The sequence below is a fragment of the Sphingomonas citri genome (assembly GCF_019429485.1).
Lineage (GTDB): Bacteria > Pseudomonadota > Alphaproteobacteria > Sphingomonadales > Sphingomonadaceae > Sphingomonas > Sphingomonas citri.
The window spans coordinates 415477-430681 of the sequence record NZ_JAHXZN010000002.1 but is presented as its reverse complement, the minus strand read 5'-3'; the positions used below and the strand labels follow the sequence as shown (position 1 = coordinate 430681).

18 protein-coding genes are annotated in these 15205 nt (G+C 71.5%); 6 read left to right on the top strand and 12 right to left on the bottom strand.

What is annotated here, in order from left to right:
* Window positions 1–5: 5 nt before the first annotated feature.
* The 3 genes from KZ820_RS10090 to KZ820_RS10080 all read left to right on the top strand — a co-directional run bounded on the left by KZ820_RS10090 (window position 6) and on the right by KZ820_RS10080 (window position 1988).
* Window positions 6–632: an HAD family hydrolase gene (locus tag KZ820_RS10090; RefSeq protein ID WP_219748478.1), complete on the top strand. Its 627-nt coding sequence runs from the start codon at window positions 6–8 to the stop codon at window positions 630–632.
* A 2-nt stretch (window positions 633–634) separates the two neighbouring features.
* Window positions 635–1546 (top strand): EamA family transporter, encoded by a 912-nt coding sequence (locus KZ820_RS10085; RefSeq protein ID WP_258048018.1) that lies wholly within the window; start codon window positions 635–637, stop codon window positions 1544–1546.
* 64 nt (window positions 1547–1610) lie between these two features.
* Window positions 1611–1988: a DUF4440 domain-containing protein gene (locus tag KZ820_RS10080; protein WP_219748477.1), complete on the top strand. Its 378-nt coding sequence runs from the start codon at window positions 1611–1613 to the stop codon at window positions 1986–1988.
* Window positions 1989–2056: 68 nt separating this feature from the next.
* Here the strand turns inward: KZ820_RS10080 and KZ820_RS10075 are convergent, their stop codons facing one another.
* The gene (locus KZ820_RS10075; protein WP_219748476.1) at window positions 2057–3520 is read right to left on the bottom strand and encodes an ATP-binding protein; all 1464 of its coding nucleotides are present in this window, start codon (window positions 3518–3520) and stop codon (window positions 2057–2059) included.
* 384 nt (window positions 3521–3904) lie between these two features.
* On the opposite strand from KZ820_RS10075, the gene KZ820_RS10070 reads away from it, so the two are divergent.
* A complete protein-coding gene (locus KZ820_RS10070) occupies window positions 3905–4648 on the top strand; it encodes a YebC/PmpR family DNA-binding transcriptional regulator (protein ID WP_132909489.1) in 744 nt (247 codons plus the stop codon).
* A 31-nt stretch (window positions 4649–4679) separates the two neighbouring features.
* The gene (ruvC, locus tag KZ820_RS10065) at window positions 4680–5186 is read left to right on the top strand and encodes a crossover junction endodeoxyribonuclease RuvC (protein WP_219748475.1); all 507 of its coding nucleotides are present in this window, start codon (window positions 4680–4682) and stop codon (window positions 5184–5186) included.
* 287 nt (window positions 5187–5473) lie between these two features.
* On the opposite strand, the gene KZ820_RS10060 is transcribed toward ruvC, so the two are convergent.
* The 8 genes from KZ820_RS10060 to KZ820_RS10025 all read right to left on the bottom strand — a co-directional run bounded on the left by KZ820_RS10060 (window position 5474) and on the right by KZ820_RS10025 (window position 11512).
* Window positions 5474–6424, bottom strand: coding sequence for a DUF1176 domain-containing protein (locus tag KZ820_RS10060; protein WP_219748474.1), 951 nt, complete (start codon window positions 6422–6424; stop codon window positions 5474–5476).
* Window positions 6425–6729: 305 nt separating this feature from the next.
* On the bottom strand, window positions 6730–7644 hold the full coding sequence (locus KZ820_RS10055) for a hemolysin family protein (RefSeq protein ID WP_219748473.1): 915 nt from the start codon (window positions 7642–7644) through the stop codon (window positions 6730–6732).
* 9 nt (window positions 7645–7653) lie between these two features.
* Entirely contained in the window at window positions 7654–8163 is a 510-nt protein-coding gene (gene ybeY / locus KZ820_RS10050) for an rRNA maturation RNase YbeY (protein WP_219748472.1), read from the bottom strand.
* Between the two features lies 1 nt (window position 8164).
* Window positions 8165–8563, bottom strand: a complete 399-nt coding sequence (locus tag KZ820_RS10045) for a type II toxin-antitoxin system VapC family toxin (RefSeq protein WP_219748471.1) — start codon at window positions 8561–8563, stop codon at window positions 8165–8167.
* Window positions 8560–8814, bottom strand: a complete 255-nt coding sequence (locus KZ820_RS10040) for a type II toxin-antitoxin system VapB family antitoxin (RefSeq protein ID WP_219748470.1) — start codon at window positions 8812–8814, stop codon at window positions 8560–8562. Before KZ820_RS10040 ends, KZ820_RS10045 begins: the two co-directional genes overlap by 4 nt.
* Window positions 8815–8860: 46 nt before the next feature.
* On the bottom strand, window positions 8861–9862 hold the full coding sequence (locus KZ820_RS10035) for a PhoH family protein (RefSeq protein WP_219748469.1): 1002 nt from the start codon (window positions 9860–9862) through the stop codon (window positions 8861–8863).
* Window positions 9863–9989: 127 nt separating this feature from the next.
* Entirely contained in the window at window positions 9990–10868 is an 879-nt protein-coding gene (locus KZ820_RS10030) for a hypothetical protein (RefSeq protein ID WP_219748468.1), read from the bottom strand.
* Between the two features lie 56 nt (window positions 10869–10924).
* Window positions 10925–11512: a TetR/AcrR family transcriptional regulator gene (locus tag KZ820_RS10025; protein ID WP_219748467.1), complete on the bottom strand. Its 588-nt coding sequence runs from the start codon at window positions 11510–11512 to the stop codon at window positions 10925–10927.
* Between the two features lie 123 nt (window positions 11513–11635).
* Between KZ820_RS10025 and KZ820_RS10020 the strand changes: the two genes are divergently transcribed.
* Window positions 11636–12028, top strand: a complete 393-nt coding sequence (locus tag KZ820_RS10020; protein WP_219748466.1) for a RidA family protein — start codon at window positions 11636–11638, stop codon at window positions 12026–12028.
* 286 nt (window positions 12029–12314) lie between these two features.
* Here the strand turns inward: KZ820_RS10020 and miaB are convergent, their stop codons facing one another.
* The 3 genes from miaB to KZ820_RS10005 all read right to left on the bottom strand — a co-directional run bounded on the left by miaB (window position 12315) and on the right by KZ820_RS10005 (window position 15055).
* Window positions 12315–13652 carry a tRNA (N6-isopentenyl adenosine(37)-C2)-methylthiotransferase MiaB gene (gene miaB / locus KZ820_RS10015; protein ID WP_219748465.1) on the bottom strand — a complete coding sequence of 446 codons (1338 nt, stop codon included), beginning with the start codon at window positions 13650–13652 and terminating at the stop codon, window positions 12315–12317.
* The gene (locus tag KZ820_RS10010) at window positions 13643–14386 is read right to left on the bottom strand and encodes a lysophospholipid acyltransferase family protein (RefSeq protein WP_219748464.1); all 744 of its coding nucleotides are present in this window, start codon (window positions 14384–14386) and stop codon (window positions 13643–13645) included. The genes miaB and KZ820_RS10010 overlap by 10 nt, the downstream gene beginning before the upstream one ends.
* 249 nt (window positions 14387–14635) lie before the next feature.
* Window positions 14636–15055 carry a Fur family transcriptional regulator gene (locus KZ820_RS10005; RefSeq protein WP_132908705.1) on the bottom strand — a complete coding sequence of 140 codons (420 nt, stop codon included), beginning with the start codon at window positions 15053–15055 and terminating at the stop codon, window positions 14636–14638.
* Window positions 15056–15205: the final 150 nt, after the last annotated feature.

Here is a 15205-nt window from a genome sequence, read left to right as displayed (position 1 = left end):
CTGACGTGACGTCGGCGGCCGGCGCCCCGACGTCGGTGATCTTCGACGTCGGGCACGTCCTCTATGACTGGGACCCGCGTGCGCTCTACGGGCGCCTGTTCGACGACGAGCAGGCGCTCGACTCGTTCCTGCGTGATGTCGCCACGCGCGAGTGGCATTTCCAGCATGACGCCGGCCGGCCCTTCGCCGAGACCAGCGCCGAGCTCACCGCGCTGCATCCGCGGCACGCCGAGATGATCGCGCTGTGGGGGCCGCGCTTCGGCGAGCAGATCCCCGGGCCGATCCCGGGCATGCCCGCGCTCGTCGAGGAACTCGACGGGCGCGGCGTGCCGCTGTTCGCGATCACCAATTTCTCGGGCGAGTTCTTCGCGCCGTTCCGCGCGCGCGAGGCGGCGTTGTTCGACCGCTTCCGCGACATCGTCGTCTCCGGCGACGAGCGCGTGGTGAAGCCCGATCCGGCGATCTTCCACCTCGCGCTGCGCCGCTTCGCGCTCACCGCGGACCAGGCCTTCTTCGTCGACGACAATGAAGCGAACGTCTTCGCCGCGCGCGCGCTCGGCATCCGCTCGCACCTGTTCGCCGGCGCGGACGCGCTGCGCGCCGAGCTGACCTCGCTCGGCCTTCTTGGCTGAGCATGGCCGCGTCGGTATCGGGTGCGGTGCCGCCGCGCCACCTGCTGCTCGCGCTCGCCGTGGTGGCGGTGTGGGGCACCAACTTCGTCGTGATCCGCGCCGCGCTCGACGTGTTGCCGCCGCTCGCCTTCGCCGCCTGTCGCTTCGCGCTCGCCTTCCTGCCCGCGCTGATCGTGCCGCGCCCGAAGGTGAGGTGGCGCTCGCTCGCCGCCTACGGCCTGCTGATCGGCGCCGGACAGTTCGGGCTGCTGTTCCTCGCGATGGACGGCTGGATCTCGCCCGGTCTGGCCAGCCTGGTGGTGCAGAGTCAGGTGTTCTTCACCATCGGCCTCGCGATCGTGTTGAGCGGCGAGCGCGTCCGCTCCTATCAGCTCGGCGCGCTGGTGCTGGCGAGCGCGGGCATCCTCACCATCCTCGTCCACAACGATCGCGCCGCCACTCCGCTCGGAATCGCGCTGACGATCGCGGCGGCGATCAGCTGGGCCGGCGGCAACCAGGTCGCGAGGGCGAGCGGCACCACCGACATGCTGGGCTTCGTGATCTGGTCGAGCGCGTTCGCAGTGCCGCCGCTGGTCGCCGCCGCGCTGCTGGTCGAGGGTGCCGCGCCGATCGCGGCGGCGGTGCAACGCGCCGGGCCGGGCGTGTGGGCCGCCGTGGTGTGGCAGGCGGTCGGCAACACGCTGTTCGGCTATGCCGCCTGGGGCTGGCTGCTGGCGCGCCATCCCGCCGCGACGATCACGCCGAGCGCGATGCTGGTGCCGGTGTTCGGCATGGGCACCTCGGCCTTGTTGCTGGGCGAGCCGCTGCCGGGGTGGAAACTGCTCGCCGCCGCGCTGGTGCTCGGCGGGCTGGCGCTCAACCTGCTGTGGCCGCGCGTCAGCGGCTATCCGTGGCGCCGCGGCGCGGCGGGTTGAGAAGCGACGGAACGATCCCGCGCCCGCCTCGCTTGGTGGCGGAACAATCACGGGAGCAGGTAGCATGGAAGACGGTCGCGTGTGGGCGTTCGAGGAGAGCCTGTGGACCGCCGACGCGGAACACTATCGCGAGTCGATCGACGAATCGGCGCTGATGGTGGTGCCGCAGCCGCCCTATGTGCTCGAGAGCGAGGCGGCGGTGGAAGCGGTGAGCCGGACGCCGCGCTGGGACGCGGTGCGCTTCAGCGACCAGCGCATCGTGCGCCCGCAGGAGGGGCTGATCGTGGTGGCCTATAAGGTCGAGGCATCTAAGGGCGGGGGCAAGACCTATGTCGCGCACTGCACCTCGACCTACCGCCGCATCGAGCACGAGCGCTGGACCGTGGTGCAGCACCAGCAGACCCCACCGTTGGTGGCGGAGGCGCAGCTGGAGGCGGGGTAATGTGTCGGGAGTCGGGTAAACCCCTCCCCTGACGGGGAGGGGTGAGTACACCCGGCGTCCGACGCCCCCTACGCCGCCTCCGCCGTACCCGTCGTCCAGCCGAGATGGGGAATAGTGATCGAGCGCTTGCCGGCCATGTCGGTTCGGGTGACGAAAAGGTCGCGACTCTCGATGTAGCCGATCAGCCGCTTGACCCGCCCGAGCGAGCTCGTCCCATAGGTGTGCGCGATCGCCTCGTCGGACGGGCACGGCTCCCCGTCGCGCGCCGCCTTGGCCACCAGCAGGAAGGCACCGAGCATGTCGTCGGGCAGCCCCTGCGCCAGCGCCAGCGCGCTCGCCCATTCCTCGGCGTGCGGGGTGAAGATGCCGGCGCGCGCGCACGACAGCCGGCGGCTGAAGGCGGCGAGGTCGAGCGCCGGGCGCGCCACCCCGGTCATGCGGCAGCGCACCTGAAAGTCCTGGAACAGCACCGCGGCGGGCCGCCCGGCGCTCTCCACGTCCGCGACGATCGCGCGCAGCACCTCGGCGTAGACCGCCTCGACCTCCTCTTCGGAGCGGTCGGGCAGCGCGGGCGCGGGCACGCCCGGCGCGGGCGGCGCGGCGAGATCGGCGAGCAGCTCCTCGCTCGGCACACGGCGCGGGCGGGGATCGAACGACAGCGGCAGCGCCGGCGCCGCCTCGGGGGTGACGTCGAGCAGCGCCTGGACGTCGACGCTGTCCGCCTTGGGCAGCGGCACCAGCTTGGGGCTGCCGCTGCGCGCCTGCGTCTCCACCGCGCCGATCTTCACCGTCAGCGGGCGGCGCGACACCGCCGGGCCGAGCGCGAGGAAGGTACCGCGCGCGAGATCGCGGATCACGTCGGCCTGGCGCCGCTCCATGCCCAGCAGGTCCGCCGCGCGCGCCATGTCGATGTCGAGGAAGGTGCGCCCCATCAGAAAGTTGCTCGCCTCGGCCGCGACGTTCTTGGCGAGCTTCGCCAGCCGCTGCGTCGCGATCACCCCGGCGAGCCCGCGCTTGCGGCCGCGGCACATCAGGTTGGTCATCGCCGAGAGCGAGGCGCGGCGCACGTCCTCGGCCACCTCGCCGCCGGTGGTGGGGGCGAACAGCTGCGCCTCGTCGACCACCACCAGAGCGGGGTACCAATGCTCGCGCGGGGCGTCGAACAGCGCGCCGAGGAAGCCCGCGGCGCAGCGCATCTGGCCTTCCGCCTCAAGCCCCTCGAGGCTGAGCACGACGCTGGCGCGATGCTCGCGCAACCGCGCGGCGATGCGCGCGATCTCGCGCTCGGCATAATCCGCGCCCTCGATCACGACATGGCCGTAGCGCTCGGAGAGGGTCACGAAATCGCCCTCGGGATCGATCACCACCTGCTGCACCTGCCCGGCCGAGCCCTCGAGCAGGCGGCGCAGCAGGTGCGACTTGCCCGAGCCCGAATTGCCCTGGACGAGCAAGCGGGTGGCGAGCAGTTCCTCGAGATCCATTGTCACGGGCGCGCCCGACATATCGGTGCCCATGTCCACGCTGACGGTCATTGATGTCGCCTGTGCCCGATGCGGCGGAGTCGGGGCAAGCGCGATGATGGGGAGGGGGGTCTCGCTGCCCACCACGGCTTGCGGGTGCGCTCTCGCGCGACTCACCCTTGCACCACCCACCCTTTCGTCATCCCGGACCTCGTCCGGGATCCACTGTTCCGCACCTCCTGCAGGCATTGCTCTCGCGGAAGGGTGGATCTCGGAACACGTCCGGGATGACAGAGGTGGGGGCGTGCGGCACGTCGCAACGGCCCGCGCCTGTTAGGCTCAAGTCGGAAGGGCGCGGCGATCGGCCCACTCGCCTCTCGCAGGCGCCTCACGCCCCGCACTGGCATCGCGCGTCTCCGCGGGATAAAGGCTCGGGATTACCCGCTAGAGGCAGTCATGGCAGGCCATTCCAAATTCAAGAACATCATGCACCGCAAGGGTGCGCAAGATAAGAAGCGCTCGGGCATGTTCTCCAAGCTCAGCCGCGAGATCACCGTGGCGGCCAAGATGGGTCTGCCCGATCCGGACATGAATCCGCGCCTGCGTGCCGCGGTGAACGCCGCCAAGGCGCAGTCGATGCCCAAGGACAACATCCAGCGCGCGATCGACAAGGCGAGCAAGGGCGACACCGAGAATTACGAGGAGATCCGCTACGAGGGCTTCGGCCCCGGTGGCGTGTCGCTCATCATCGAGGCGCTGAGCGACAACCGCAACCGCACCGCCACCAACGTGCGCACCGCGGTATCGAAGAACGGCGGCAATCTCGGCGCGAGCGGGTCGGTGAGCCACGCCTTCGACCGCGTGGGGCTGATCACCTATCCCGCGAGCGCGGGCGACGCCGAGAAGGTGTTCGAGGCCGCGCTCGAGGCGGGCGCCGAGGACGTCACCTCGAGCGACGAGGGCCATGAGATCTGGACCGCGGTGGCGGACCTGCACGAGGTGGCCAAGGCGCTGGAGCCGGTGCTGGGGGAGGCCGAGGGCGCCAAGCTGGCGTGGCGCCCGCAGACGATGGTCGAGGTCGGCGAGGACGAGGCGGCGACGCTGTTCAAGCTGATCGACGCGCTCGACGACGACGACGACGTTCAGACCGTGTGGGGCAATTACGAGGTCTCCGACGCGGTGATGGAGAAGCTGGGTTGATCGCGATCCTCCCCGCCGCGGGGAGGAGCCGATGATCATCCTCGGCCTCGATCCCGGGCTCGGGACCACCGGCTGGGGCGTGATCCACGCCGACGGGAATCGGCTGAGCCACGTCGCCAACGGGCAGATCCGCACCGATCCGTCGATGCCGCTGCCGCGCCGCCTGTCCAACCTGCATGCCGCGCTGACCGACGTGATCCTCGCCGAGCGTCCCGACTCGGCCGCGGTGGAGGAGGTGCTCGGCAACACCAACGCGCAGTCGACGCTCAAGCTGGGGCAGGCGCGCGGCGTGGTGCTGCTCGCCGCGGCGGGGGCCGGACTGGCGATAGGCGAATATCATCCCTCCACCGTGAAGAAGGCGGTGGTCGGCACCGGCGGCGCGGAGAAGCGCCAGATCCAGGCGATGATGGGGGTCCTTCTGCCCGGCGCCAGGCTCGCAGGCCCCGACGCCGCGGACGCGCTGGCGGTGGCGATCACCCACGCGCACCATCTCGCCAGCGCCGAGGGGATGCGCCGCCGCGCGCGGGTGACGGCCTAGGGTCTGTACTCAATCGCAGCAAGGTCGTGACGACGCGGATTTTGGCGCCAGGCTAGGAGCAAGGAGGGAGCGATGCTCATGCATCGTGACCGACGCGCGACACCGCATGGCGCCGAAATCCGCCCGCCGCGAAGCGGTTGCCCGCGCAAGGTCGCCCAGCATCGTCGCTTCCCTGCGGGTAGCGCAGCTACCCGGCTGCGCTGCGCCCCTCGTGGGCGGCCTTGCGCGGGCGATCACGATCCTTGCTGCGATTGAGTACGGACCCTGGCCGCAGACAGCGCCGGCGTTCAGTGCACCGCCACCGTGGCGCGCCACGTCGTGATCACGTCCTCGTCGCCGCTGGCGTCCGGCAAGGCGGCGTCGTGCTGCTCGAGCACCAGGCGGAAACGCTCGCCATCCCAGGCATATTCCTGTCGGAGCGGGCCCGCTGCGCTGATCAGGCGCCGTCGCGCGGGATCCCAGCCCGGTGGCGACGCGGCGGGTGCGCGGTCGGTCGTCGCCGCGATCGCGGAACCCTTCGGCGGGAGCAGGTACAGCGCAGCGAGCCCGTGCGTGGCGGCGCAGCCGGGGTCGAGCGCTAGGAGCGTGTGCGCGGCGTCGAGCCGCCATGTCCGTGCCTCGGCGCAGTCGGCGGCGGCGCGACCCAGCAGCTTACGCGCGTCCTTGGCGGAGAAGCGGCGCGGCGCCTCGCCGGTCACCTCGGGCTGGTCGATCACCGGCAGCGGCGGAACGGCCGCGAATGGCGCGGGGACGGCGCCGCGCTCGGACGGGACGAGCGCCGCGGCGCTGCCATCGCGCCCTTGCGCCGCGTCGATGGCGCGCAGCGCCGCGCCGAGCCCGAGGAGCGAGGCGCCGGCGAGCACGTGCCGCCTCGACGCCAACAACGTCAGGCGTCGCCCGCGCACCAGCGCGGCGGCGAGCTTGCCCTCGAAGGGCAGCGCGAGCCCACCCCCACCACCGGGCGCGATCAGCTGCGCGAGCGGCCGCCCGTCGACCGCGAGCGTGACCCGGCTGGCCGCGGCGACGCTGAGGGGAAGGGGCACGTCGAGCCGCGCCTGCGCCGTCGCCGCGCCGTCGCGGCGCAGCGCCAGCCGCAGCCGCGGCTCGCTGCCGCCGCTATCGCGGACCAGGGCGTCGCAGGCGCGCTGATTGTCGCAGCCGAGGATCCAGTCGCCATGGGTCGCGAGCGCGGCCGGCGCCGCCGCCTGAAGCAACAGCGCGGCGAGGAGAGACGCCATCGAACACCTCCGAGCCCCGCGCATGACGCGGGCAGCGCCGCGATTAGACTGCAAAGAGGTAAATAAATCGTTGAGATCGGCGGCCGAAGAGGCGTGCGCTTAGGCAAGAGCCGCCGGCGAGGTTGGGCCGCCGGCGTGGGGGGCACGCCGGCGACCCCCGACCCAGCTGCCTGTCGGGCGACCCGAAGGGCTGACGTGGTCGGTCGCGTGGGGAGCGGCGGACCGCCCCCGAACCCTCGCTTCGGGCTAGCGCAACCCGCCGCTACGGGGCAACCCCGACCTGCCTCGCTTCGCCGCGATGCGCCTCAGGCGTCGACGTCCTCCGGCTCCGGCACCGGGGGGTGAAGGCGCAGCCGGTTGATCCGGCGCGAGTCGGCGTCGACCACCTCGATCCGCCACCCGCTCGGGTGATCGACGCACTCGCCCGCCTCGGGCACGCGTCCGGCGAGCACCGCGGCGAGGCCGCCGATCGTGTCGACGTCGCTCTCCGCCTCGGCGAGCCGCGCGTCGACGGTCTCGCCGACGTCCTCCAGCTCGACGCGTGCGTCGGCCTCCCAGGCGCCGCCGTCGAGCGGGACGAGCAGCACCTCGGGGGCGTCGTCGTGCTCGTCCTCGATCTCGCCGACAATCTCCTCGATCAGGTCCTCGATCGTCACCAGCCCCTCGGTGCCGGAATATTCGTCCAGCACCACCGCGAGGTGGATGCGCGACTGGCGCATGTCGGCGAGCAGGTCGAGCGCGCCGCGGCTCATCGGCACGTACAAAGGCTGGCGGATCAGCGCCGCGATCGTCGCGGGCGGCTCGCCGCCGCGGGCGAGGATGGCGAACACGTCCTTGATATGGACCATGCCGATAATGTGGTCGAGGTTCTCGCGGTAGACCGGCAGGCGGCTCACCCCCGCCTCGGCGAATACCTCGACCAGGTGCGCGAAGCTGGTCGCCTCCTCCACCGCCACCACGTCGGCGCGCGGCACGCCGATGCCCCCCGCGTCGCGCTCGCTGAAGTGGAGCAGGTTGCGCACCATCTGGCGCTCGAGCGGGGTGAGATCGCCCTTCAGATCGGGCGCCGGGTCTTCCTCGTAACGGTCGATCGCCTTCTCGAGCACCTCGCGCAGCGTCGCCTCGTGCGGTTCGCCGAAGATGAGGTTGCGCAGGCCCGACCAGATGCCGGGTTCGTGGTGGTGGTCGCCGTTACCGGCGCTACTTCGGTCGTCGGCCATCGCCGTTCGTCAGTCCTCGCGTATGAGATAGGGGTCGGCGACGCCGAGATCGGCGAGCGCGGCGCGCTCGATCTCCTCCATCGCGTCCCCCTCTTCGTCGGTCATATGGTCATAGCCTAGCAGATGCAGCGTGCCGTGCACCACAAGGTGGGTGAAATGATCGGCGACCGCGATCCCGCGCTCCGCCGCCTCGCGCGCGCAGACGCCGTGCGCGAGCACGATGTCGCCGAGCAGCAGCTCGCCGTCGTCCGAGTTCTGGCTCACGGTGGCGAGCAGGTCGGGCTGCACCATCGGGAAGGACAGCACGTTGGTGGGCTTGTCCTTGCCGCGATACTGGCGGTTGAGCGCGTGGACCTCGGCGTCGTCGGTGAGCCGCACGCTCACCTCCACCGCGGCGCGGGTGGTGAGCAGCTCGCCGTGTGGGGTATGCGCCACCGCGGCGCGGGTGGCGGCGAGCGCGCGCTGCTCCCACGCCTCGTCGGGCCAGGCTTCCTCGCGGGTGAGTTCGACGTGGATCATGTCAGGCGAGGTCCGTGTGCGAGAAATCGTCGCCCTTGTAGAGCAGGGCGGCGCCATGGGTCTTGGCGCAGGCATAAGCGAAACAATCGCCCATGTTGAGTCGCGCCGGGTGACCAGTGCCCTGGCCGTAACGAGCGTGGGCCGCGATCGCCGCGACCGCCTCCGCCTCGCCGATCGCCACGAGATCGACCGCGAATTCGTGCAACAGCGTCGTCAATTCCGCATAGGCGTCGTCGATCGTTATCTTTCGCTCGTACGCCACCGCTCGCGCCGTCTCCCAGAGCGCGATCGGAGAGGAGAGCCGTCGCTCTGCCGCGCCGAAGTTAGCCTCCAGCTCGCGCGCGTCCGGCTCCCCCGTCGCGATCGCCACCAGCGCCGAGGCGTCGATGAAGACGGTCAACCGCCGTCCTCGTCGTTGAGCGAGTCGTAGAAGGCCTTGTCCGCCTCGCGCCCGGTGGCCTCGCCGAGCGGATGCGCGGCCCGCCACGCGTCGAGCCGCTCATGGATGGTGCGCCCGCGCTCCGCCATCAGCGCGTCTCGTCGGTGCAGCAGCGCGTCATGTACCGCCGCGGTCTTTGTGACGTGCAGCAGCTCCGCCACCTCGCGTGCCAGATCGGCGGTCTCGTCGTTCTTGATATACAACGCACCCATGATGCCTCCGTATATCCCGTCTAGGCAAGAAGGATATCCCGCCGGATCAAGCCTCCTTGCCCTCGTACGCCTCCACGATCCGCCCGACGATCGGATGCCGCACCACGTCGCCCGCGGTGAAGCGGCACAAAGAGATGCCCTCCACGCCCTCCAGCCGGAAGGTCGCGTCGGCCAGCCCGCTGGCGGGGACGCCGCCGGGCAGATCGGTCTGGTTGGGGTCGCCGCAGATCACCATCCGGCTGTTCTGGCCGAAGCGGGTGAGGAACATCTTCATCTGCGCGGGCGTGGTGTTCTGCGCCTCGTCGAGGATCACGAAGGCGTCGGCCAGCGTGCGGCCGCGCATGAAGGCGATCGGCGCGATCTCGATCTCGCCGCTGGCAATGCGGCGCTCGACCTGCTCGGCGGGGAGGCAGTCGTGCAGGGCGTCGTACAGCGGGCGGAGATAGGGGTCGACCTTCTCCTTCATGTCGCCGGGCAGGAAGCCTAGCTTCTCGCCCGCCTCCACCGCGGGGCGCGACAGGATCAGCCGCTGCACGCTGCCCGAGATCAGCTGCGACACCGCCTGCGCCACCGCGATATAGGTCTTGCCGGTGCCCGCCGGCCCCAGCGCGAAGATCATCTCGTGCGAGGTCAGCTCGCGCATGTAATGTGCCTGCGCGGGGGTGCGCGGCACGATCGTCTTCTTACGCGTGCGGATCATCACCGAGGGCGCGCCGCTGCCCGAGTCGGCGCGGATGATGCCGTCGAGCACCGGCTCGGCCGCCATCGCGATCGCGGCGTCGACCAGGCCGGTGTCGACCTCCTCGCCGCGCTGGATGCGGTGGTACAGGTCGTTGAGCGTGTCGCGCGCGAGCGCCACCTGCTCGGCGGTGCCCTCCAGCCCGACGCGGTTGCCGCGCGCGGTGATATAGACGCCGAGCCGGTTCTCGAGCGCCACCAGATGCTGGTCATATTGGCCGAACAGCTGGCTGAGCAGCTGGGGCTTGTCGAACAACAGCTCGACGCGGGAACGCTCGCCGGATTGGGCGGGAACGGGCTTTCGGCTCATGCGGCTCCTTGCACGGCGGCGGACGCGCCGGTTGAGGCGGGAGATAGGCGCGAGGGGCGGTGACGCAATGGCATCGCGGCGAGTGTGGCAGGCGCGACGCGGCGGACAAGCCGAAATCGCGGGGCGGCTAACCGAAATTCAGCGATGCGGGCGTGCCGCGACGGTACGCCGTGGCGGCCGCGTCGAGCGGGAACCGATGCCGCGCCAGCTGCGCGAGGTGACGCCGCAGCGCGCCATTCAACGCCGCGCCGACCGCCTCGCCCGCGGCATCGGTGAGCCAGTCGGGGCGAAGGGCGAGGCCGTCCGCGGTCACCTCCACCGCCGCGCCGAGATTAACGAACCGTCGCCGTACCGTCGCCTCGGGCAGATGCAGCGCCTCCGCGACGAGGCGGCCACGCACCGGTCGCCACCCCGGTGTGAGCTGGTGCGGCGGCGCGGCGCGGCGGAACAAGGCCGGATCGGCGGTGATCGCCGCGGCATTGCCCGCCAGTAACGCGGCGAGGAGCACGCGGTCGACCGGCTTGGCACAGCGCCACTGTTCCGCCGCCGCGATGGCGAGCGTGAGATCGACCGCGATCGCCAGCCCCACGGTCCAGTCATAGGCTCCCGGCACGGCGGTGAGCACGGGTAGCAGCGCCGCTGCGGCGAGCCGCTCGACCAGAGCGACGGTGCGATCGTGGACGCGCGCGAGGCGCGGCCCGAGCGTTGGATCGTCCAGCGGACGGCCTGCGACGATCATCCCGCCCGCGACGCGGCGACACCGCCCTGCCGCGGCGAGTGCGGCGACGTGACGGCGCGCCGTCTCGAACGGCATGGCCAGCGTCTCCCCGACGCCGAGCACCGGGGTCGGCCGCGCGCCGTCCAGCGTGCGGCGCAACAGCAGCAGGTAGATCAGCACCCGCTCGACCCGCGCGCCGAGCACCGGGGTCAGGTCGGCGATCACGCCGGCGAGCAGGTCGGCGAGCAGGCAGCGGATCATCAGGGTCGGAGGGAGCGCGCCGATCACGACGCGCAGCCTCGTCCCGCCGCGCGAGCGCGTCCAGCACCTCGCGCCGGCATGGGTCAGCGCGCGCGCAGCCCCTCGGCCATCAGCGCGTAGGCGTCGAGGGCGCGCGGCAGCGCGACGTCAGGCGCCTCGCTCGCCGCCACCCACAGGGCGGCGTTGAGCGCGGCACCGCTCAGCAGCCGCGCCGCCGCCTCGACGTCGACCGCGCGCATCGTCCCGGCGGCGACGAGGCGTGCCACCGTGTCCCGCGTCTCGGCGAGGCAGGCGTTCTGGCTCGGCCAGCGCGACGGGTCGCCCAGCACGGCGGGACCGTCGAGCAGCACGATGCGACGCACCTCGGGATCGAGCGCCATCTCGATATAGGCGGCGGCCTCGGCGAGCAGCGCGTCCCAATCGTCGCGGGCGGAGGCCGCCGCCGCGCGCGCGCGCGCGGCCATCTCCCCGTCGATCTGCGCGACCACGGCGGCGAGCAGGCCCCTCTTGTCGCCGAAGCCGTGATAGAGCGCGCCGCGCGTCAGCCCCGCGGCCGCGGTCAGCTCGTCCATCGAGGCGCCGGCGTAGCCGTGCTCGGCGAAGGCGGCGCGCGCGGCCGCGAGAAGTCGCGTCCGGTTCGCCTCGGTGGTCTCGGCACGGCGTCCCGCCATCTCGGATCGTCTCCCTGGCATACGTGACGTATGCGAGTTGACATACGGCGCGTATGCCTTAACCTACGCAGCGTATGTCAAGTGGCAGGCGTGATCCAGTGCCTGCGCAAGAGGAGAAGACCGATGAGCCAGCGTGACGTCGTCGACCTGCCGCATCGCCATGCGCTCTATGACGCGCACGGCTATTCTCCCGCGGTACGCGCGGGCAACCTGCTCTTCGTCTCCGGCCAGGTCGGCAGCCGCGACGACGGCTCGCCCGAGCCCGAGTTCGAGGCGCAGGTGCGGCGCGCCTTCGCCAATCTCGCGAACGTGCTGGGCGCGGCCGGGCTCGACTTCGACGACGTGGTCGACGTCTCGACCTTCCACACCGATCCGGCGACGCAGTTCGAGACGATCATGAAGGTGAAGGGGGAGGTCTTCGGCGCCGCGCCCTATCCGACCTGGACCGCGGTCGGCGTTACCTGGCTCGCGGGCTTCGATTTCGAGATCAAGGTGGTGGCGCGGCTGCGGTCCTAGGCCGGCCGATCATGCCCTGGCGCGGGCCGCGGCTTTGAGTGGGAAAGGTGGTCGCATTGTTTGACGTCGCCACGTTCCGACCGCTTTGCGAGGCCATGGTGCGCCCACATCGTCATGCCGGGCTTGACCCGGCATCCCTCGTGCGACGCGCGCCTCAGCTGTTGTTCTCGCGGGACCATGGATCCCGGCTCAAGGCCGGGATGACAGTGGTTGATAACAGCGGTGAGCTCTCGCGGGGTCTCGCCTCGCGAAGTTGCACGCGTGGTGTGCTACGCCACCCTTCGCCTCAGGCGGCGTCGCGGACCGCCACCGCGCCGGTGAGCGAGTTCGGCCCCGCCGCGGCGAGCGTCACCTCGACCAGATCGCCGATCGCATGGTCGCCGACGAGATGGACCGACTGGAGCCACGGCGACTTGCCGAGCCACTGCCCGGGCAATTTGCCACGCCGCTCGATCAGCAAGGTGCAGCGCCGCCCGACCGATGCGGCGTTGAAGGCGGCCTGGTCGCGGTTGAGCGCCGCCTGCAGTCGCTGCAGCCGCTCGTCCATCACCTCCGCGGGCACGGCCGCGGCGAGGTCGGCGGCGGGCGTGCCCGGGCGCGGCGAATATTTGAAGCTGAACGCCTGCGCATAGCCGACCCGGTCGACCAGCCGCAGCGTCTCGGCGAACTCGGCCTCAGTCTCGCCGGGAAAGCCGACGATGAAGTCGCCCGACAGCGCGATATCGGGCCGCACCGCGCGGACGCGGTCGAGCAGGCGGAGATAGCCGTCGACCGTGTGCGCGCGGTTCATCGCGCGGAGCACGCGGTCGCTGCCCGCCTGCACCGGCAGGTGGAGGAAGGGCATCAGCGACGCGACGTCGCGGTGCGCCTCGATCAGCCCCTGCGCCATGTCGTTGGGGTGGCTGGTGGTGTAGCGGATCCGCGCCAGCCCCGGCAGCCGGTCGAGCGCGACGATCAGGTCGTGCAGCCCGCGCCCGTCGTCGTCGCTCCAGGCGTTGACGTTCTGCCCCAGCAGGGTGATCTCGCGCGCGCCGGCGTCGACCAGCGCGCGCGCCTCGTCGAGGATCGCCGCATAGGGCCGGCTCACCTCGGCGCCGCGCGTGTAGGGCACGACGCAATAGGTGCAGAACTTGTCGCAGCCCTCCTGCACGGTGAGGAAGGCGCTCGCGCCGACGCGGCGCCGCGCCGGCAGGTGCGCGAACTTGGACGCGAGCGGCATGTTGGTGTCGAGCGCGGCCTCGCCCGACGCGGCGCGCGCGACCAGTTCGGGCAGGTTGTGATAGGATTGCGGGCCGACCACCACGTCGACCTTGGCGCGGCGCACGATCTCCTCGCCCTCGGCCTGCGCGACGCAGCCCGCCACCGCGATCATCGGCGCGTCCGCGCCGCGCTCGCGCGCGCGCTTGCGCAGCCGGCCGATGTCCGAATAGACCTTCTCGGTTGCCTTCTCGCGGATGTGGCAGGTGTTGAGCACCACCAGGTCGGCGGCGTCGGCGTCGGCGGTGCCGACCAGCCCCTCGGCCGCCATCAGCTCGGCCATGCGCTCGCCGTCATAGACGTTCATCTGACAGCCGAACGACTTAACGTGGAAGGTCTGGGGCGGGGTCTTGGCAGTCACGGACATGGCGCGCGCTCTACCGGAAACGCGTCCGCCTCGCTACCCGCGGCCAGGATGCGGCGGCGCGCCTCGGCCGCGATCGCCTTGCGGTCGCCGGTGGGGGCGAAGGCTTCGAGGAAGTGCAGCGTCGCCACGAACGTGCCGCGCCGGGTGAGCACGCGGCGCGCGTGCGCGGTGCCGGGTTCGTCGCCGACCCAGGCGAGCGCGCGCGCGGCGGGCTCATAGTCGATCCGCACCGGCTGCACCATCAGTCCGGGCGGCGGCGGGTCGAGCGCGGCGAGCAGCGCGGCCTTGAACGGCAGCAGCGTCGCGCCGTCGCTCGTCGTGCCCTCGGGAAAGATCGCGACCGGCTGGCCGCGGGCGAGCGCGGTGCGCAGCGCGCCCACCTGGTCGGCGACGCCGATCCGGTCCCCGCGGCGGACGAAGACGGTGCGGTTGAGCGTGCTCAGCCAGCCGACCAGCGGCGCCGCGCGCAGCTCGGCCTTGGCCACGAAGGCGCAGCCGCTGGCGCCGGCGAGCAGGAGGATGTCGAGCCAGCTGAGATGGTTGGCGAGCAGCACCGCGTCGCGTCGCAGCGGCGTGCCGAGGACGCGCACGCGCGCGCCGAACAGCCACGCCGAGACGCCGAGGAAGCGCCTCGGCCAGGGCGAGCGCGCGCGCACCAACCGCCATAGGCCGTGAAGCAGCAGCGCGAGGAGCAGCCAGGCGACGAGCGCGGCGAGGCGAAGGTAGGCGATCACGCGGGCGGCGGGAGGGAGACGGGACCGGCACGCGCCGGGACGTCCGCTCGCTTGTCCTCCAAAGGCGGCTCCACCCCGGCGCACGCCGGGGTCCAATTGGGGAAGGTCTCGGCGGAGCCACCACGGCCTTCCCACCTGGACCCCGGCGTGCGCCGGGGTGGTCGGCTGTGGTAAGGCGCGCGCGTCGCACCACCAGGCGAGCCGCCGAGATGAACCCGGAGCAGCCGGATCACAGCGACCCCACCGGCCTCACTTCTTGGCGAGCGAGACGCCGTACAATTCCATGCGGTGGTCGACCAGACGGAAGCCGAGCCGCTCGGCGATCGCCTTCTGCAGCAGCTCCAGCTCGGGATCGACGAACTCGATCACCTTGCCGGTCTCGACGTCGATCAGATGGTCGTGATGCGCTTCCGGCGAGGGCTCGTAGCGCGCGCGGCCGTCGCCGAAATCGTGGCGGTCGAGGATGCCCGCCTCCTCGAACAGCCGCACGGTGCGGTAGACCGTGGCGATCGAGATGCCCGGGTCGATCGCCGAGGCGCGGGCGTAAACCTTCTCGACGTCGGGATGATCCTCCGCCTCCGACAACACGCGCGCGATGATGCGGCGCTGTTCGGTGATGCGCAGCCCCTTCTCCTGACAGAGCGCTTCGAGATCGATCTTACGAGCCATGCGACCCTATGTAGTGCGTCCGGCTTGTTGCGAAAAGCGCTAGCGACTCGCAACTAAGAGAATTGCCGTCCTCGCAGTGGGTTGCTCCGGGCGAGATAGCGGCGAGGCGGGCGCTGCGCGGCCGGCGGCCGCTCGGCCGCGAGTCGCCGC